Raw genomic sequence first — 17,872 nt, forward strand, 5'->3', positions numbered from 1 at the left:
CTTTTTTTTATTGTAAATACTAAGTTAAATATATAAGGAGGTGTCTCTATGGCAGCACCCATTGTTGCAATTGTAGGTCGCCCGAATGTTGGTAAATCAACTATTTTTAATCGTATGGCCGGTGAACGTATCGCCATTGTGGAAGATTTACCTGGTGTAACGCGTGATCGCTTGTATGCAAGCGCGGACTGGTTAAACTATGATTTTAAAATTATTGATACCGGTGGTATAGAAATTGGTAATGAACCATTTTTGTCAGAAATTCGTGGACAAGTTGAAATTGCCTTAGAAGAAGCTGATGTCATCGTAATGGTAGCATCTGGTCGTGAAGGATTAACAGAAGCCGATGAAGTTGTCGCTAAGTTGCTTTATAAAACAGACAAACCTGTTGTTTTGGCAATCAATAAAGTTGATAATCCAGAAATGCGCGCTGATATTTATGAATTCTACGCGTTAGGTCTGGGTGATCCTTTCCCTATTTCAGGTTCGCACGGTCTAGGATTGGGTGATTTACTAGATGAAATTGTTAAGCATTTCCCCGACGAAGCTGCCGAACAAGAAGATGATGCGATTCGTTTTAGCATTATCGGGCGTCCAAATGTTGGTAAATCTTCTATCGTTAATGCGATTTTAGGTGAAGAACGTGTTATTGTTTCTGACATTGAAGGTACAACACGTGATGCCATTGATTCACGATTTATGACAGCTGATGGTGATGAATTCGTCATGGTTGATACGGCTGGTATGCGTAAGCGTGGTAAAGTCTATGAAAACACTGAAAAATATTCAGTATTACGTGCTTTGAAAGCAGTAGACGAAAGTAATGTTATTTTGATGGTAATCGATGCCGAAGCTGGCATTAGAGAACAAGATAAGCACGTGGCTGGTTTCGCTCATGAAGCGGGTCGTAGTATGATTATTGTTGTTAATAAGTGGGATGCCATTGATAAAAATACAAAAACTATGCAAGAATTCGAAGAGACCATTCGTACTGAATTTAAGTTTTTGGATTATGCACCAATTGTGTTTGTTTCAGCCAAAACAGGACAACGGTTAGACCGTTTACCACAACTGATTAAAGACGTTGATGCTAACCACCGTAAGCGTATCTCGTCATCTACACTGAATGATGTGATTATGGATGCAATTGCCGTTAACCCAACGCCTAGTGATAATGGTCGCCGATTAAGGGTATATTATGCAACGCAAGTTGCGATTCAGCCACCAACATTTGTTATTTTTGTCAATGATGTTGAATTAATGCATTTTTCATATGAACGTTTCTTAGAAAATCAAATTCGTGATAGTTTCGATTTCAGTGGAACACCTATTAAATTAATTATCAGAGCGCGAACATAAACTTTACAAATAGTTAACTTTAAGATGACACAAATATTACGAAAACGCTAAAACCCTTGTAATTACTACACATTTGGCTGTTCTTGTGATAATCTAATTACATGAAATAACGTTTCGACGCATTTCATCATCGCGTGGCGATAAATAAACTCCTAAGGAGAAAGACATGGCTAATAAACAAGAATTAGTAGATTCAGTAGCGCAAGCAACTGGTTTAACAAAAAAGGATGCTACTGCAGCAGTTGACGCAGTATTTTCATCAATCGAAGCTTCATTAAAGAAGGGTGACAAAGTTCAATTAATTGGATTTGGTAACTTTGAAGTTCGTTCACGTGCTGCTCGTAAGGGCCGTAACCCTCAAACTGGTGAAGAAATTGATATTCCTGCATCAAAGATTCCTGCATTTAAGCCAGGTAAAGCATTGAAAGATGCTGTTAAATAATCAATAGCCTTATACAACAAGGTTTCATAAGGTTTTTGGGGAACTTTGGGGAAATGAGTAATCTATTCCTTGATATTGTCCAATACACTAAGAGCAAGCTCACGTTGAGTTTGCTCTTTTTCTTTGAGCATATGACTGTAAATGCTATGTACTTTAGTTATGATTTTAATATACTCATCCACCAGCTCTTAAGTCAAAATCAGACGGATTTAATGCTAGTAATTCTCCTAATCGTGCTCCAGTTTCAATTGCTAATAAAATTAATAGATGAAATTTATCAAATTTATTTATTTCGGAGTAAAGATAATTTTGTAACTTCTCGAAATCAGTCGCATTCAAATAGTTTTGAATATGTATTTCTCGTTTAGCACTAACAGCTTTAACTCTACCAAATATATCACGATCAATGTATCCATCAATGTATGCGTCTTTTAAAGCGCTTTTAATCGTCATAGTGATGTTTTTAGTAGTATCTAGGGATGAGTGTGTTCCTAAACAAAGAAACACGTTCTTGGACGATTACTGGGGTTAATTACTCAAACATGTTCTGGAAATTCCTAGACATTGAACAGTTAACTGATAGTTGCAACCTAACGAATGTTTTTTGCAAAAGGATCCTATTGCTTCTTTGACACGTATAAATACACGTGTTATAATTATTGTATTGAAAGGAGCAATCATGGTTGAGTACAATTTCAAAAAGCTATCCAAAATGGCTAAAACTAAAGGATTTGAAGTTGTTCGAATTAAGGGCAGTCATCATCAGTTTCTTAATAAGACAACGCGTGAGTTGGTAACTATTCCAAATCATGGTAACAATCCTATAGCCAAAGGGACGGCACAGAAAATAATCAAAGCTTTAGGCTATAAATAGCCTGGTTTTGTTGTACTCAAGATTGAAGGGTGATAAATATGAAATACGTTTATTATGCTACTTTGTATCACGACGACGATGCTATCGGTGTTAAATTTCATGATCTACCAAGTGTCAATACATTTGGAGCGGATGTTGTTGAAGCTTCAGATATGGCGAAGGATGCTTTAGAAGGTTACTTGTTGGTTGCTGAAGACGAAAATATAAAATTACCAAAGGCAACAGATGCCTTGGATATACAAGTTAACAAAGGAGAAGCGTTGTTAGCCGTCCAAGTAAATACGTCTATTGTGCGCGAAAAAGAAGATAATAAATTAGTCAAGAAGACCCTAACAGTTCCGGCATATGTTGATAGAGCTGGTCGAGAGGCTGGTTTGAATTTTTCACAAGTATTATCTGATAGCATCAAGCACAAGTTGCAATTAAGCTAATGCAATTAAGAATGTAGAATATTTTTCTTATTTGTGGATAACTCGACCCCTCAATATGGTGGTACTATTTTGGTACTTTTTACCTAAAGAATGGTGGTAATATTGTAATATCGAAAAGAGTCATACAAAAATATGTGTGGCTCTTTTTATTTGCGTATCATTATTCAGAGGATAACTGATTATGAGTGATGAATATGGAAACTATATAACTAAATAAATGAGAGGGCTCCTATATTATTGTGGTTTTTATTGGATTGTTTGCACGGTTAGTTTCTTAATTTGGCATAATAATTTTGTTGTTTAACGTTTCCCAGTAGTAGACTTCATGCTATTGGAGATGAGAAAATGCAGAGAAATTTTTTAAAATATTTATTGGTAACTATAGTTGTGCTTATTGTGATGGTTATATTGATTACAGAGCAATATTATAACTGGTTTCCAACATCAAATTATGGTGGAGACTGGTTGGGATTTTGGTCTAATATAAGTGGTAGTATTATTGGTGTGATAGGTGCTACTATGATAGCTCTTTGGCAAGCTGACAGTAGTTTTAAGAAAGAAAAACGTTTGGAAAGTTGGTCTCAGTATTTAAAAGATTTTATCGAACCACTTTATAACATTGAGCTTAATATAAACAACGATAATGGATTATTTGTTAAAACAAATTTACCTGATCAGTTGGATCAAGATGATTATTATGCAGATATTTATAGTGGGTTCGACCAACAAATAGCTAAAATGAATAATTGGTTTTATGCTGATTTAATGCTTAAAGAGATTCGTTACATGGAATTGGAAAATAGAGATTCTAATTTAGACAGATACATTGATAATCTTAAAGAGGAAACAGAGAAATTAAAAAATCATCTAGTATATTATTATTCCCAACAACAAAGATTTATAAATCAAAAAATATTGGAAGATCTTAACTATGAGCGTCATGAAAAGAATGTCGAACGTGCATATTTATCTTCATCCGAACAAAAGCTTTATGATAACTATCATGAAGCTTATGAAGAAGTTGAAAATACTTCAGAAAATATTATCAAATTGGTTATGAATATAAAGAATAAACTTTAAGAAGGTAGTAAATCGAATATATTAAATTAAATGATTGTACTTAGTGATGTGATATTCATAAATAATTTATTATAAAGTGTTTAAAGATTAGCGCATAAGCGCTTTTTATTTTGCACAGAAATAAGGAAGTGAGAAGTAAGTAAAATGATTAATGCAATTTGGAGTGGTGTGATATTTATGTCTGGATTAGTTGTGTTTTTGGCTTTAGCTGTGCTATGTGTGCTTGTCGTTAAAGGTATCATCATTGCTATAAAAGCGTGAACACGTTTTATTTTGCATACCATTAAGAGGTTGGAAAAATATTTCATTTGGTATAAATCACGAGAGAATAAGCGTTTATCATAAATTATTTTGGATAAACGTTTTTTATTTTGTGACAAAAATAAACATCTACTATCAAAAAAATGTAGAGAGAAGATCAGATTGGACAAATTAACAACAAAACAGAAACGCTTTTGTGAAGAGTACGTGAAACTTGGGAATGCGACTAAAGCCTATCAAGTTGCAGGATTAAAAGAAGTTAAATAGAAACTAAAAACGCCTCGCTTAATTGCGGGGTGCTTTTAGTTTCTATTTTTTAAGAGAGAATATCATTTTCGGAAACGGGTATGTGATAGTTCTTCAATACATTCAAAATAGTAGCTTCATCTATACCAAGTTTAGTTAGTATAGTTATATAAACTAGCCAATCTAAATTAATTACTAATAGAGTTAAGCGTACATCATTTAAAACAAAGTTAGATTCTGAGTGTATGCCATGCACCAAAAAATCTCGGGTTGTCTTAGTGGCCTTTACGAAAAAATCTTTTTTATCGGTGGATGAAAAAAATAGAGATCGAATTTTTGGAGGTATCTCATCTATAAAACGAGAAAGTTTATCTTTGAAATTTTTTATTAGTTTATTATTGGTAGTATATGTAGCATTTCTATAATATATATCTATAGCGTTACTATAAGATAGAAGAGAATTTTCCACAACTAGATTTCCATTAATATTCATGAGGAAACTATTAATCATAACGTTGAGTTCAAACGACTTTGATAAATAATTAGTTAAATACTTTTGAAAGTCAAAACCGCTTTGAATATTCTGGTAAGATAATGGCTCTCGAATGGAAGAGTAATCCGCTATGTCAGATTTATCTCCATGATGACTGATTACCGATGAGCTTATGTTAAGTTTTTCAGATTTTAAATCTTTTTGTATTTTGGAAATGTAAGAGGCATGGTGAGTTAAGATAATAATGAATTTGTTTATCTCCTCACTTATTGCTTCTAATTGCTCATCAGAACAGGTTGTAGGAAAAATTATTTTGAAAGTTAAACTATTGTATGTTGTAATAACATTTTGATTACGAGCATTTGTTTTATGAAATCGACTAGGGCATATTTCCAGTGAAAAATATAAATTTTTGTAATCAAAGCTTCCTACTGGGACATTCGGGCCAACTGTACTTAGGTTGTGGGGTGGGAAAAATTGATTAGTAAACCCCCAATAGACCAGAGAATTTATTGATATATAGGCATAGTTAGATGGGAAATCAAAGTTATCAGTTTTTCCAATTATCGATCTTATTTTTTCAACATCATAGGAGGCTCTCTCTAATCCAGGAAACGAAGTTTTATAGTCTTTCATATAAAATTTATCTAAACGAATAATATTACCATTTTCTAGAAAACCATATATATATCCTTCGTTTGAGTATCTTAAAAGATTTTCGTTATTTATAATCACTCCTGAAGTAGGAAGAGTATAATCCACTTTTTCAATTTTACCTAAAATATTTAATTCTCCGACGCCATTTTTAATTAATAGTGTGCCAGATATTTTATCATCATCTAGTTGCTGAATGTTGGGAGTGTTTCCAAAAAGTCCTTGAATTTCAAGGCTGTCATCAAAAGTATAATTAGTAATATTGTCTTCCATCATGTAACATCCTCCATATATTAATTCAAAAGGTATTTGAACAATTCAATCAACTGGTGCCTTCATTCTATAATAGTGTGGAATTGAAAGCTAGATTATGAATTATATATCATGACTGCTATCAGAGTGACACAATTCAAATAACTACATGCACCTTTGAGAGATATGGCATTGTCCAAAATTCAGTCATTTTAATTTTCATAATTTATTTGCATTTCATAGCATAATTTGGGAAACTGGTAAAGGTCTAAAAACAGCATTAATATCTAAGTAATCTCAACAGGAATACCGGAGAATTTTTTGAAAAAAGCATTAATAATTATAAGATTTTATAGATGCTTTAATCATCAAAAACGCTTGTATAGAAATGTTTTGATGGCTTCAAGAATATGCCGTTAAATAAAGAATCTCGTTAAAAATAGTAGTGAATACGCTATTATGAGATGTTTTTCTAAATAAAGGGGCCAGAATATTTCTGGTTCTTTTTATTTGGAAAATAGATATCTGGAGGAATATATGACAGCAATCAATGATGCGAATAGTATGTTAAATGCAATTGAAAGCGGTGATTTAGTTAGCGCTCAGAACTATTTTAAAAAATCATTGCAGAATGATAGTGACGAACTCATCTATAATTTAGCTGAAGAATTATATGGCATGGGATTTACACATTACGCTAAAGAAGCCTACGAGCTTTTGTTAACGCGATATCCACAAGAAGATAGTATCCGTACAGCGTTAGCTGATATTGCAATTGATGACGGAGAAATTGATCATGCTTTAGAGTTACTATCACAAGTTAATCCTGAATCTGACGCCTATGTGTCATCCCTATTGGTTAAAGCTGATTTGTACCAATCAGAGGGCCTAAATGAAGCTGCTGAAAGTAGTCTACGTCGAGCACAGCAGTTAATGCCGGATCACGATATTATTCAGTTAGCATTAGCGGAATTCTATTTTGATATTCAGAGTTATCATCAAGCCATTCCTATTTATCGTCGTTTGATTATGCAAGGGACATTAGAAGTTAGCAAGATTGATATTGTAGCAAGACTCGGTGTCGCGTACGCACAAATCGGTAATTATGATAATGCCATTGGATACCTGGAACAAATTAAACCTGAAAATATTACACTGACAACACAGTTTCAATTAGCGGTTGTTTATTATCAAAATACGCAATGGCAAGATGCAATTGATTTATTTAATGACATTATTGACGTAGATCCCAAATATACATCTGTGTATCCGTTACTTGGAAAAGCTTATGAAAAACTAAATAAAATCGATGAAGCTTATCGAATCTATCAAGAAGGCCTTTCTCAAGATGAAACCAATTCACAGCTTTATCGTTTAGCTGGTATAACAGCGCAGAAGTTAAATGAGTTAGAATCTGCTGAAACCTATCTTGTCAAAGCTATTGCACTAGATGAAGCGGATACAATGGCCATCACATCATTAGCACAGGTACTTTTGCTTCAAGACCGTGCAGCTGAAGTCATCACACTTATTTTAGATCAGCAAGAAAATGATGTGATTGATAATAGTTTTTATTGGGTGCTCGCTAAAGCATACGAAATGACAGATGAATATGAAAAAGCAAGTGAAAATTATGATTTAGCATGGCCACTTTTGCAAAATAATACTGACTTTTTATTGGATGCTATGGCATGGTATCGAGAGAATGGCCAACGCGATATTGAAATTCAATCATTACAGCAGTACTTAAAACTTGTACCAGATGATATCGAGATGCAGTTGCGTTTGGCTGATTATGAAAATGATAGTATGTAAGATGAGTATATTTGCCTTGAACGAATAAGTTTTTGGTAGAATAGAATTAACGATAATGAATTGAGGTATTGATGTAAGATGGCAACGATAATACTAGCTGGTTTCAGAGGTAATATGGGCACAAATGTGATGCGCCTTATAGCAGATAACGATGATTTTGACTTGATTGGTGTTTATGATCCACATACAACATTCGATCGAACTGGAGCATTGGATTATACAGATAACCTAGATGTGCCCATCTATCATTCTTTATCATCAATAGATGTCACGAGTGATGTATGGCTGGATTTTAGTGTGCCAAGTGCGGTATTTGATAACGTCCATTACGCATTATCTCAAAATATCATCCCCATTGTCGGTACTACGGGATTAGATGATGCGCAGTTAGAGTCACTACAACATGTGGCACAGCAAAACCATATGGCCGGTCTCATTGCACCAAACTTTGGTCTATCTGCTGTATTGCTAATGCAGTTTGCGAAACAAGCAGCAAAGTATTTTCCAGACGTCGAAGTGATTGAGATGCATCATCCAGGTAAATTAGATGCACCATCTGGTACCGCAATTAATACTGCCAAGTTAATAGCAGAAGCACGACAATCATTACCCACAATAAACACAAATGCCACTGAAAGTATTGAAGGTGCTAGAGGTGGTAAAGTTGAAGACATTCATGTTCACTCTGTGCGACTACCGGGCTATGTTGCCCATGAACAAGTTTTGTTCGGTGGAAAGGGAGAAGCGCTGACTATTCGTCAAGATTCATTTGATCGTTCATCATTTATGACAGGTGTTGCTGTAGCAATACGCCACCGTGATCGATTAAACGGGTTAATGGTTGGCTTAGAAAATGTACTCGACTAAATCTATGAAAATTAAAAAAATACCATCGGAATTTTTGATTGCAAGTCCGATTTTAAAAAAGCTGAATGAGGCGCACTTTGAAGCTTATTTTGTTGGTGGATCTGTTCGAGATACGTTGTTAGGACAGCCGATTCATGATGTTGATATCGCAACAAGTGCCTTTCCAGAAGAAGTAAAACGTATTTTTACGCATACCGTAGATACAGGTATTCAGCATGGCACAGTCATGATATTAGATCATGGTGAGGGTTATGAAATCACCACTTTTAGAACAGAATCAGGGTATACCGATTTTAGGCGACCTGATCATGTACGCTTTGTTAGAAGCTTATCAGAGGATTTAAAGCGCCGGGATTTTACGATTAATGCGCTTGCAATGACTAGAGAAGGTGAAGTGATTGATCTTTTTGATGGGCTAAATGACCTTAACGCCGGAATTATTCGTGCAGTTGGTGATCCTACAGAACGTTTTGGTGAAGATGCCTTGCGTATGATGCGTGCATTACGTTTCAGTGCACAATTAGGTTTTACCATCGAAGAACAAACGTGTCATGCCTTGGCAACGTTGGTGCCTAATTTGGAAAAGATTGCTGTCGAACGCATTCAGGTTGAGTTTGAAAAACTCATGATGGGAAAAAACGCAGCACATGCTATAGAGCTTGGGATAACGCATCAGTTATTCAACTATCTACCTAGCAATATGCGCCATTGGCGCTTGTCAATATGGCAGGATATACGTCATGATTTACTTGAAAACCAACCTGTCACAATAGCGGGCATATGGAGCTATTTGGCAGTGAAATCTGGTGAGAATAGTCATGAGGTTAACACGTTATTACGTGAATGGAAGTTGAGCCGTACAATTATGCGTACAACCACAGCTATTGTCCCTGTTGTATATCATATTCAAGCGGGTATAATTAAGGCGTGGGATCTATTCCAGGTTGCTGACTATCAAGACACATTGTTAGAGGTCTTAGCCTTGCTACCGATTCGTTCTGCTGTAATAGGCGAGGTTAAAAAAATATTATCCGATTTACCTATTAAGCATGCCAATGAATTAACGATTAATGGTCAGGACTTAATGGCACATCACATTGTGCCGGCTGGTCCACAATTAGGTCAAATGTTAAGAAGAATAACAGAACAAGTTGTGACTGGTGAACTAATCAATGATCGACAAGTATTAATGAACTATGCAAGGAGATGGCGTGATGAACAAAATTAAAATGGTTTGGGCTGAAGATCAACAACATGCTATTGGTAAAGATGGCACAATTCCTTGGCATATAGCTGATGATCTTAAATTGTTTAAAGCAGAAACACTTAATACACTGACTGTTATGGGACGTGCAACATGGGACAGTATTGGCAGACCACTACCTAAACGCACGAATGTTGTTTTGACACGTCAGGAAACATGGCAATCAGGACATGAATCGGTTAAGGTGGTACATAGTGTTGATGAGGTCATTCAATTGTTTAAACAATGTGATCAAGATATGGCCATTATTGGTGGCGCTGAAATCTTTAAGCTATTTATGCCTTTTGCTGATGAATTAGTCATCACGCGTGTTCAGGCAACGATTAACGGTGATACGTTTGTCGATGATATTAATCGTGATGACTTCACGCTACAATCTCAAAAAAATTATGAAAAAAATGACAATAATGATTATGCATTTATTGTAGAACATTATTTAAAGAAGTGAAATTAGAGGGTATCTATGTCAAACATTAAAATTGTGACTGATTCTTCTGTGGCGTTAACGGCGGAAGAAGTAAAAACATATGGTATTTATATTGTACCTTTGTCAGTTCAAATAGATGGTACTGTTTATGAAGATGGTATAACAATTCAACCCAACGAGTTTTTGGAAAAAATGGCAACTAGCCAAAGCTTGCCGCAAACATCCCAACCAGCAATTGGTAAGTTCACGGCGGTGTATGATGAGATAGCACAGCAGTATCCGGATGATGAAATTTTGAGTTTACATTTATCATCACGTCTATCGGGTACCATTCATGCTGCCGAACAAGCTGCCGCTCTGACTAACGCTAAAGTTACTACCTTTGATACATTATCAACAGACCGCGGACAGGCTTTTATGGTCATCGAAGCTGCTAAAATGGTAGCAAAAGGTGCAACCATGACTGAAATTTTGGATAAGTTACTGGAAGTCAGGAATCAAACACATATTTTCTTGAGCTTTACGTCATTGAATAATATGGTAGCCGGTGGTCGCCTGAGTAAAACACAAGGTATGATTGGTAATTTACTGAATATTAAGGTTGGCGCTGGTGTTGACAAAGAAGGTGCAGTCGAAGTACTGGCAAAGGGTAGAGGGATGAAAGCCATTGCCAAGTTTCATGACAGCGTTATTGATGGTATGAAAGCATATTCAGAAGTTATGAGTATTGGTATCTCTCATGCCGGCATACCAGAAGTAGCTGAAAAGATGGCGGCACGCTTGCAAACACTTTTTCCTGAGACACCGATTGTAACGCAAGTAACAACGCCTATTGTTTCAACACATACAGGTGCTGGTGCGTTAGCCATTATTTATCGTGCACGTTGAATTCAGTTATCTTAAAACGACCACCTCTGGTCGTTTTTTATTGTATAATAATGCTTTGCTGACTATAGTAACAGGAGCGTAAGTATAGGATGCGTTTAAAACATTATCTAAAGTATATTATTTATAGCCTCATTGCGATTAGCATTGTAGGTACTGGAACCTTTTATTTATGGCAGTATGTTAAGCCAGCTGAACCACCACATAAAATAACAAAAATAAACTTGCTTACAATTGGTGATTCACTGACTGAAGGTGTCGGTGATCAACAACATGAGCAAGGTTATTCTGGTAGAATTACCAGGGAGTTGAAATCTCATTACCATTTACCGGTTAAGACAACTAATTTTGGTAAAGCAGGAGATCGTTCAGATCAAATTAGATCACGAGTGCTAGCACAAAAGAATATTCAACGTAAAATTAGTCAGTCAAATATAATTGTGTTGACTGTCGGTGGTAACGATTTACAACAAGTATTATTGAAAAATGCAACCGTCAAGACGCCACAAGCATTAACTGCTTCGGTAAATTCATCGACAAAAACATATACTCGCCATCTTCAACAATTGTTCACTACTGTGCGATCATTTAATGCCGATGCACCAATCTTTATTTTTGGTAATTATAATCCAGTTTATGTTTATTTTGCGAATCGGGCAGATTTAAATCAAGATGTTAAGTTGTATAATAATATTAATCAGCAATCCACGCGACAAGTTAAAAAAGCATATTATGTTGATATCTTTGATTTAACATATGGACAATATACAACATCAAAATTGCGAAAAGAATTGACCAATACATCAGCAATTTCCATGCAAACATTATTAAGTGATACACACTCTGATGTACATAATGATTATATTAGTGATGATGATCATTATCATCCTAATAGTCGTGGATATGATTATATGACGCGTCAATTGTTGCAAAGAATAAAACAAAAGGAAATAGTATGGATCAATCAGCGTTAAAGCGAACCGCAATAACTCAAAAGCAAAAATCTAAATGGTTTTGGGCTTTTTGGGCATTGGTTGTAGTGCTTGTAGTCAGTTTTAGTTTTGCTATGATTATGGCTAATAAACCTACCAAGCTTACCGATACTGCTTCTAAATTACAGAGCAGTCAGGCAACTTTTGATGTTACCTTAAACAAACAACAAATTAATGCTTTAGCTGCGCACTATCTCAATGAATCAGCACCGGAAGGGTATCATTTTCGTATCGATGACCATATTATGCTTTATGGTTCACTAAATATGCTCGGGCAAAAATTAGATATGGGGATGACCTTTGATCCTGAAGTCACCAAAAACGGAAATATTATTTTGAAAACTAAGAAATTAGCCATCGGTCGCTTGCCACTACCCACTAAAACGGTTTTGAGTTATGTTAAAGCAAGTTATGATGCGCCGAAATACGTGACAATTCAACCAAACAAGCAGCAAATTTTTATCAATATGTCAAAATTACCCGTTGTCCAAGATATGGCATTTAGAGCGAAAGTCATTGATATTCAACATGATCAATTTGTATTTGAGGGAGGGGTAGCTAAATGAATCATCAACGTTCATTCTATCAGTGGTTGATGACACAAAGAAATGTTGTGTCAGCCAATGAAATTCAAGAATTTGCAAATCATGCATTTTTAGATAGTGATTTTCCAAAGCAGAGTACCGACTTTGATGAATTATCAAAGTATTTAGAAGAAACTGCAACATACTTAGTTAGTATGACAATATTCGATGAAGCGTGGCAAGAATTCCAGGCGAATCGATAAACACATTGGCGTTAAGGTAATAAGGAGATCTTTATGGCACAAATAATACAATGGTTCCCTGGACATATGGCCAAAGCCTTTCGCTTAATGCGAGAAAATCTAAAATTAGTTGATATTGTTTTTGAGTTAGTAGATGCGCGTATTCCAGAAAGTTCACGTAATCCTGAAGTGGATAAGTTAATTGGTAAAAAGCCAAGATTATTAATCATGACCAAGGCAGATTTAGCTGATCCTGAACAGACACGACTTTGGAAAAAACATTTTGAGATGCAAGGCTACACAGTACTGGTGTTGGATACGCGTGACCCTAAAACACCTCAACTTGTCACGAAAGCTGCAAGAGAGGCGTTAAAAGCTAAGAAAACAGCACAGCTAGAAAAAGGCATCGTTGATCAGCCTATTCGAGCACTCATTGCTGGTATCCCTAACGTTGGTAAGTCGACGTTACTTAATCATCTCATTAAAAAGAATGTGGCACCAACTGCTGATCGACCGGGTGTTACAAAAAAGATAGCTTGGCTAAAAACCTCAACCAAGCTTGAATTATTGGATTCGCCTGGCGTTTTGTGGCCAAAATTTGAAGATCAAGCTATTGGCTTAAGATTATCATTAACAGGTGCTGTCAAAAGTACTATTTTTGCTAAAGATGATGCGGCATTGTTTCTGCTTAAATTTTATCGGGATTACTATCCTGAACGCATTATTGCACGATATCATTTGCCAGATAATGCTTTTGACCAGAGCGATGTTGATGTATTACTGCTGATTACACAAAAGCTTGGATTTAAAGATGATTACGATAGAGCGAGTGAACGTATTCTAAATGACTTAAGAAAGGGTAAGCTGGGTACTTTTACTTTAGATTTAATTGAGGCGCAGTCATGAGCGAATCAATTAGTGAAATTAAACAACAGCTTAAATTCATCAATGATCCAACAGATCAACGTTTAGCAGAGTGGTCGCAGGATACAAGAAAAGGTGTGCAAACAGCTGTTTCAAGCTGGCATAAACGCCAAAAACAATATGCACTGAAGCAAGTGGCATTTCAAAAGCGTTTTGATATTGAGAAACAGTATTGGGCTAAAGGACTCGTGAATGTCGCTGGGATTGATGAAGTGGGTCGTGGCCCATTAGCCGGTCCAGTCGTTAGTGCGGCAGTTATTCTACCACATGATTTTAACCAAGTTGACGTGATTGATTCGAAACAGTTAAGCGCGGACAAACGTGATCGTTTATATGATGTGATTATGGCTGAGGCATTGGCGATTGGTATTGGGCAAGTTGATGCTGAGACAATTGATGCTATTAATATTTATCAGGCTGCTCGGCTGGCAATGACTCAAGCTGTTCAACAGTTAAGTATTCCGGTTGATGGTCTGCTCATTGATGCGATGCAACTTGACCTTGATTTACCCCAAGAATCTTTGATTAAAGGTGATGCGCGTAGTAATTCGATTGGGGCAGCAAGTATTATTGCCAAGGTAACGCGTGATCGTCTCATGGCAGAATATGGTAAAAGGTATCCTGCTTACGGCTTTCAACACAATGCAGGGTACGGCACTAAAGAACACCTAGTAGCAATTGAAGAATACGGTATTACACCGCTTCATCGTAAGACATTTGCGCCAATTAAGAATATGATATAGTTTTGTGATTGTGGTTCGTATGATATCTGAGAGGGAAAATCATGCAACGCAATCATTTTTTATTAATGCTCCATTTAACAAAAGGGATCGGTTCAGCAGCGGAAGCAAAAATTATTGCTGCAATAACTCATGACCAAGCACCTAAACGTTATCCTTGGTCCGTGTATGCATTATGTCAGATTTTACAAATCAATCCTAATAGTAAACAGGCACAAAATATAACCTACGCCTATCAACAGCAGTTAAACCAAAATATATTCCCCATAGATGTTGATTACATCACTTATTTTGATGAAGCCTATCCTATACAATTACGCGAAATTTTTGAGCCACCCCTAATTCTTTTCTATCAAGGACACTTGGCAGCGCTTAAATTACCGAATTTAGCGATTGTAGGAACGCGAACGGCTACTAACTATGGCTATCAGGCATTGCAGCATTTATTACCAGATGTTGTACATTCAGGAACTGCTGTAATATCTGGCTTAGCCAAGGGCATTGATACCATGGCACATCAAATTACTTTACGTCGCGGTGGTGTGCCGATTGCTGTGATTGGCACAGGAATTGATCAATTCTATCCTGCAAGTAATCGACAATTACAGTCGCAAATTGCGCGCAGTGGCTTGGTACTTAGTGAATATGCACCAGGATGTGGCCCGTATCGTAGCCATTTTCCTGCACGGAATCGTATTATTGCTGGACTTTCTAGTGTGACATTGGTTGTGGAAGCCAAAATAAAATCTGGCAGCCTAATTACAGCTAACAGTGCATTGCAAAACAACCGCGAAGTATTGACTATTCCGGGCCCAATTTTTGCGGAAAACAGTCAAGGAACGAATGAATTATTAGCTTTAGGTGCTAAGCCAGTGGTAAAATCAAAGGATATCTTAGAAAGTATACAAATTTTTGATAGCATTTGATATGCTATATATGATATCTTGTAATCTATATTAAAAATGTAGAAATAAAATTTGAGGCATACTGAATTGGTAGAAACTAAAAAGAAAGCTACTAAAAAAAGAAAAACGAGTAAAGTTAAAAAAAATCTTGTTATTGTTGAAAGCCCGTCAAAGGCCAAGACAATTGAAAAATATTTGGGGCGAAATTATAAAGTTATTGCAAGTCTAGGTCACGTAAGAGATTTACCAAAGTCAACATTAGGTGTTGATGTGGAAAATGACTACGAACCAAAATATATTAATATTCGTGGTAAAGGAGAGGTGATTAAGGGATTGCGTAAGGAAGCTAAAGCTGCTAAGTCAGTATATTTAGCTTCCGATCCGGATCGTGAGGGTGAAGCCATTGCTTGGCATTTACAACATATTCTAGGCTTAGATCCAGAACAGTCCAATCGTGTTGTATTTAATGAAATTACTAAAGATACGGTCAAAAACGCCTTTAAAACACCACGAAATATCAATCAAAATCTAGTGGATGCGCAACAAGCGCGACGCATTTTGGATCGGCTAGTGGGTTATTCAATATCACCTATCCTATGGAAGACGGTTAAGCGTGGATTGTCTGCAGGACGTGTACAGTCTGTTGCACTAGGGTTAATCATTGCACGTGAACGCGAAATTCAAGCTTTCCAACCGGAAGAGTATTGGACGTTAGATTCTGAATTTAAAAAACAGCGTAGTAAGTTTAAAGCTAGTTTTTATGGATTTGATGATAAAAAGCAACCCCTTCCTGATAATGAAGCCGTGCAACAGGTACTGCAAAAGTTAGACCGAAATGCTGATTTTGATGTGACGAATGTCGTTGCCAAGGAACGTCGTCGAAAGCCACAACCACCATTTACCACATCTACAATGCAACAAACGGCTAATACGCAGTTAAACTTTAAAACGCGTAAAACGATGATGGCAGCACAGCAGTTGTATGAGGGCATTAACTTAGGTAAAGGCATTGGCCAAGTTGGGCTAATTACTTATATGCGTACCGATTCGACACGAATTTCAAGTATTGCTAAGAATGAAGCAGCACATTATATTCATGAAGAATGGGGCGCAGAATACGCTGCAACAAAACCGGTACAGGGTAAATTGCAAGAAGGCGCACAAGATGCTCATGAAGCCATTCGTCCTACTAGTGTTGCGCATACACCACAATCGATTAAAGATAAACTAACGCCAGATCAGTTCAAACTCTATTCTTTGATATGGTCACGATTTGTAGCGAGTCAAATGACGCCTGAAGTCTTGGATACAATGGCTGTCACAATTGAGCAAAATGGCATTATTTTCCGTGCCAATGGTTCAAAGACAAAGTTTGCTGGATTTACTAAAGCTTACCCAGCGGCTAAAGAAAAGCACAACCAATTACCAGAACTAGCAGTTGGTGATAAAACCAATCTGGCTAATATTAATCCGGAGCAACACTTCACGCAGCCACCTGCTCGTTATTCTGAAGCGACTTTAATTAAAGCACTAGAAGAAAATGGCGTTGGTCGTCCATCAACCTATGCGCCAACTTTAGACACGATACAGCGTCGTAATTATGTACGTATTGATGCCCGTAAATTTGTACCAACTGAACTAGGTGAAATTGTTCAAACCATTGTTGAAGATAATTTCCCTGATGTAACGAATATGAAGTTTACTGCTGATGTTGAACATGAGTTGGACGAAGTAGAAGAGGGACGAAAACAATGGGTGCCCGTGATTGATTCATTCTTTCAACCGTTTGATAAGGAAGTCAAAAAGGCTGAATCATCTCTTGAAAAAATTATTATGCATGATGAATTGGCGGGTATGGATTGTGAAATTTGTGGTGCGCCAATGGTTGTTAAAATGGGACGTTATGGCAAGTTCCATGCCTGTTCCCGTTTTCCAGATTGCCGTAATACTAAAGCGATTGTTCAAGAAATCGGGCTGGTATGTCCTAAATGTCATAAGGGACAAATTATCCAGCGTAAAACAAAGCGTGGCCGAACATTTTACGGTTGTTCCCGATATCCAGATTGCGATTTTGTGACTTGGGATAAGCCAACAGAAAAAACTTTACCAGATGGCACAACACCTAAAGATGAAACGCCAGCTGATACATCTGATACACAAGAAAAGTAAATAAAAAGTTTCCTGTTCATATGTAT

The 17,872-nt window shown here is 36.5% G+C and carries 20 protein-coding genes; 18 read left to right on the plus strand and 2 right to left on the minus strand.

Annotated features, from left to right (window positions below; genetic code table 11):
• Positions 1–48: 48 nt before the first annotated feature.
• Together der and C5L23_RS06235 are read left to right on the plus strand one after the other, a co-directional pair.
• Positions 49–1,359 carry a ribosome biogenesis GTPase Der gene (gene der / locus C5L23_RS06230; RefSeq protein WP_010008396.1) on the plus strand — a complete coding sequence of 437 codons (1,311 nt, stop codon included), beginning with the start codon at positions 49–51 and terminating at the stop codon, positions 1,357–1,359.
• A gap of 166 nt (positions 1,360–1,525) precedes the next feature.
• Positions 1,526–1,801, plus strand: a complete 276-nt coding sequence (locus C5L23_RS06235; protein ID WP_133264454.1) for an HU family DNA-binding protein — start codon at positions 1,526–1,528, stop codon at positions 1,799–1,801.
• A 174-nt stretch (positions 1,802–1,975) separates the two neighbouring features.
• On the opposite strand, the gene C5L23_RS06240 is transcribed toward C5L23_RS06235, so the two are convergent.
• A complete protein-coding gene (locus tag C5L23_RS06240; protein ID WP_010008392.1) occupies positions 1,976–2,254 on the minus strand; it encodes a site-specific integrase in 279 nt (92 codons plus the stop codon).
• 226 nt (positions 2,255–2,480) lie between these two features.
• On the opposite strand from C5L23_RS06240, the gene C5L23_RS06245 reads away from it, so the two are divergent.
• From C5L23_RS06245 to C5L23_RS08660, 4 genes are all read left to right on the plus strand, one after another.
• On the plus strand, positions 2,481–2,675 hold the full coding sequence (locus tag C5L23_RS06245) for a type II toxin-antitoxin system HicA family toxin (protein ID WP_029508700.1): 195 nt from the start codon (positions 2,481–2,483) through the stop codon (positions 2,673–2,675).
• Between the two features lie 38 nt (positions 2,676–2,713).
• On the plus strand, positions 2,714–3,106 hold the full coding sequence (locus tag C5L23_RS06250; RefSeq protein WP_010008390.1) for a type II toxin-antitoxin system HicB family antitoxin: 393 nt from the start codon (positions 2,714–2,716) through the stop codon (positions 3,104–3,106).
• A gap of 345 nt (positions 3,107–3,451) precedes the next feature.
• Positions 3,452–4,186: a hypothetical protein gene (locus C5L23_RS06255; protein ID WP_133264455.1), complete on the plus strand. Its 735-nt coding sequence runs from the start codon at positions 3,452–3,454 to the stop codon at positions 4,184–4,186.
• Positions 4,187–4,609: 423 nt separating this feature from the next.
• Positions 4,610–4,714, plus strand: coding sequence for a terminase small subunit (locus tag C5L23_RS08660; RefSeq protein WP_010008385.1), 105 nt, complete (start codon positions 4,610–4,612; stop codon positions 4,712–4,714).
• Between the two features lie 49 nt (positions 4,715–4,763).
• On the opposite strand, the gene C5L23_RS06265 is transcribed toward C5L23_RS08660, so the two are convergent.
• On the minus strand, positions 4,764–6,116 hold the full coding sequence (locus C5L23_RS06265; RefSeq protein ID WP_133264456.1) for a HEPN domain-containing protein: 1,353 nt from the start codon (positions 6,114–6,116) through the stop codon (positions 4,764–4,766).
• A 501-nt stretch (positions 6,117–6,617) separates the two neighbouring features.
• On the opposite strand from C5L23_RS06265, the gene C5L23_RS06270 reads away from it, so the two are divergent.
• The 12 genes from C5L23_RS06270 (at position 6,618) to topA (ending at position 17,846) form a co-directional block, all read left to right on the plus strand.
• Positions 6,618–7,907, plus strand: a complete 1,290-nt coding sequence (locus tag C5L23_RS06270) for a tetratricopeptide repeat protein (protein WP_436798219.1) — start codon at positions 6,618–6,620, stop codon at positions 7,905–7,907.
• A 78-nt stretch (positions 7,908–7,985) separates the two neighbouring features.
• Positions 7,986–8,774 (plus strand): 4-hydroxy-tetrahydrodipicolinate reductase, encoded by a 789-nt coding sequence (gene dapB, locus C5L23_RS06275; protein WP_010008378.1) that lies wholly within the window; start codon positions 7,986–7,988, stop codon positions 8,772–8,774.
• A gap of 4 nt (positions 8,775–8,778) precedes the next feature.
• On the plus strand, positions 8,779–10,002 hold the full coding sequence (locus tag C5L23_RS06280) for a CCA tRNA nucleotidyltransferase (protein ID WP_133264457.1): 1,224 nt from the start codon (positions 8,779–8,781) through the stop codon (positions 10,000–10,002).
• Positions 9,989–10,486 carry a dihydrofolate reductase gene (locus C5L23_RS06285; protein ID WP_010008374.1) on the plus strand — a complete coding sequence of 166 codons (498 nt, stop codon included), beginning with the start codon at positions 9,989–9,991 and terminating at the stop codon, positions 10,484–10,486. The genes C5L23_RS06280 and C5L23_RS06285 overlap by 14 nt, the downstream gene beginning before the upstream one ends.
• A 15-nt stretch (positions 10,487–10,501) precedes the next feature.
• Complete coding sequence (locus C5L23_RS06290) at positions 10,502–11,353, plus strand: DegV family protein (RefSeq protein WP_010008373.1); 852 nt, start codon at positions 10,502–10,504, stop codon at positions 11,351–11,353.
• Positions 11,354–11,442: 89 nt separating this feature from the next.
• Positions 11,443–12,324 (plus strand): SGNH/GDSL hydrolase family protein, encoded by an 882-nt coding sequence (locus C5L23_RS06295; RefSeq protein ID WP_010008372.1) that lies wholly within the window; start codon positions 11,443–11,445, stop codon positions 12,322–12,324.
• A complete protein-coding gene (locus C5L23_RS06300) occupies positions 12,306–12,908 on the plus strand; it encodes a YpmS family protein (protein ID WP_010008371.1) in 603 nt (200 codons plus the stop codon). The genes C5L23_RS06295 and C5L23_RS06300 overlap by 19 nt, the downstream gene beginning before the upstream one ends.
• Complete coding sequence (locus C5L23_RS06305) at positions 12,905–13,129, plus strand: YozE family protein (RefSeq protein WP_010008370.1); 225 nt, start codon at positions 12,905–12,907, stop codon at positions 13,127–13,129. Before C5L23_RS06300 ends, C5L23_RS06305 begins: the two co-directional genes overlap by 4 nt.
• Positions 13,130–13,162: 33 nt before the next feature.
• On the plus strand, positions 13,163–14,014 hold the full coding sequence (ylqF, locus tag C5L23_RS06310; RefSeq protein ID WP_010008369.1) for a ribosome biogenesis GTPase YlqF: 852 nt from the start codon (positions 13,163–13,165) through the stop codon (positions 14,012–14,014).
• Positions 14,011–14,775, plus strand: coding sequence for a ribonuclease HII (locus tag C5L23_RS06315; RefSeq protein ID WP_010008368.1), 765 nt, complete (start codon positions 14,011–14,013; stop codon positions 14,773–14,775). The genes ylqF and C5L23_RS06315 overlap by 4 nt, the downstream gene beginning before the upstream one ends.
• A gap of 41 nt (positions 14,776–14,816) precedes the next feature.
• Positions 14,817–15,698: a DNA-processing protein DprA gene (dprA, locus tag C5L23_RS06320; protein WP_010008367.1), complete on the plus strand. Its 882-nt coding sequence runs from the start codon at positions 14,817–14,819 to the stop codon at positions 15,696–15,698.
• A gap of 66 nt (positions 15,699–15,764) precedes the next feature.
• Positions 15,765–17,846, plus strand: coding sequence for a type I DNA topoisomerase (gene topA, locus C5L23_RS06325; RefSeq protein ID WP_133264458.1), 2,082 nt, complete (start codon positions 15,765–15,767; stop codon positions 17,844–17,846).
• The last annotated feature ends 26 nt before the right edge of the window (positions 17,847–17,872 follow it).

It is taken from the genome of Leuconostoc fallax (assembly GCF_004354645.1).
In the GTDB taxonomy this organism is placed as follows: Bacteria; Bacillota; Bacilli; order Lactobacillales; family Lactobacillaceae; genus Leuconostoc_B; species Leuconostoc_B fallax.

Coding starts and splice junctions, on each gene's coding strand:
- C5L23_RS06240 (WP_010008392.1), bottom strand. CDS start 2,254: ATGACGATTAAAAGCGCTTTAAAAGACGCATACATTGATGGATACATT.
- C5L23_RS06255 (WP_133264455.1), top strand. CDS start 3,452: ATGCAGAGAAATTTTTTAAAATATTTATTGGTAACTATAGTTGTGCTT.
- C5L23_RS06245 (WP_029508700.1), top strand. CDS start 2,481: ATGGTTGAGTACAATTTCAAAAAGCTATCCAAAATGGCTAAAACTAAA.
- C5L23_RS06285 (WP_010008374.1), top strand. CDS start 9,989: ATGAACAAAATTAAAATGGTTTGGGCTGAAGATCAACAACATGCTATT.
- dprA (WP_010008367.1), top strand. CDS start 14,817: ATGCAACGCAATCATTTTTTATTAATGCTCCATTTAACAAAAGGGATC.
- C5L23_RS06290 (WP_010008373.1), top strand. CDS start 10,502: ATGTCAAACATTAAAATTGTGACTGATTCTTCTGTGGCGTTAACGGCG.
- C5L23_RS06305 (WP_010008370.1), top strand. CDS start 12,905: ATGAATCATCAACGTTCATTCTATCAGTGGTTGATGACACAAAGAAAT.
- C5L23_RS06250 (WP_010008390.1), top strand. CDS start 2,714: ATGAAATACGTTTATTATGCTACTTTGTATCACGACGACGATGCTATC.
- C5L23_RS06235 (WP_133264454.1), top strand. CDS start 1,526: ATGGCTAATAAACAAGAATTAGTAGATTCAGTAGCGCAAGCAACTGGT.
- C5L23_RS06295 (WP_010008372.1), top strand. CDS start 11,443: ATGCGTTTAAAACATTATCTAAAGTATATTATTTATAGCCTCATTGCG.
- C5L23_RS06265 (WP_133264456.1), bottom strand. CDS start 6,116: ATGATGGAAGACAATATTACTAATTATACTTTTGATGACAGCCTTGAA.
- C5L23_RS06300 (WP_010008371.1), top strand. CDS start 12,306: ATGGATCAATCAGCGTTAAAGCGAACCGCAATAACTCAAAAGCAAAAA.
- dapB (WP_010008378.1), top strand. CDS start 7,986: ATGGCAACGATAATACTAGCTGGTTTCAGAGGTAATATGGGCACAAAT.
- ylqF (WP_010008369.1), top strand. CDS start 13,163: ATGGCACAAATAATACAATGGTTCCCTGGACATATGGCCAAAGCCTTT.
- C5L23_RS06280 (WP_133264457.1), top strand. CDS start 8,779: ATGAAAATTAAAAAAATACCATCGGAATTTTTGATTGCAAGTCCGATT.
- der (WP_010008396.1), top strand. CDS start 49: ATGGCAGCACCCATTGTTGCAATTGTAGGTCGCCCGAATGTTGGTAAA.
- C5L23_RS06315 (WP_010008368.1), top strand. CDS start 14,011: ATGAGCGAATCAATTAGTGAAATTAAACAACAGCTTAAATTCATCAAT.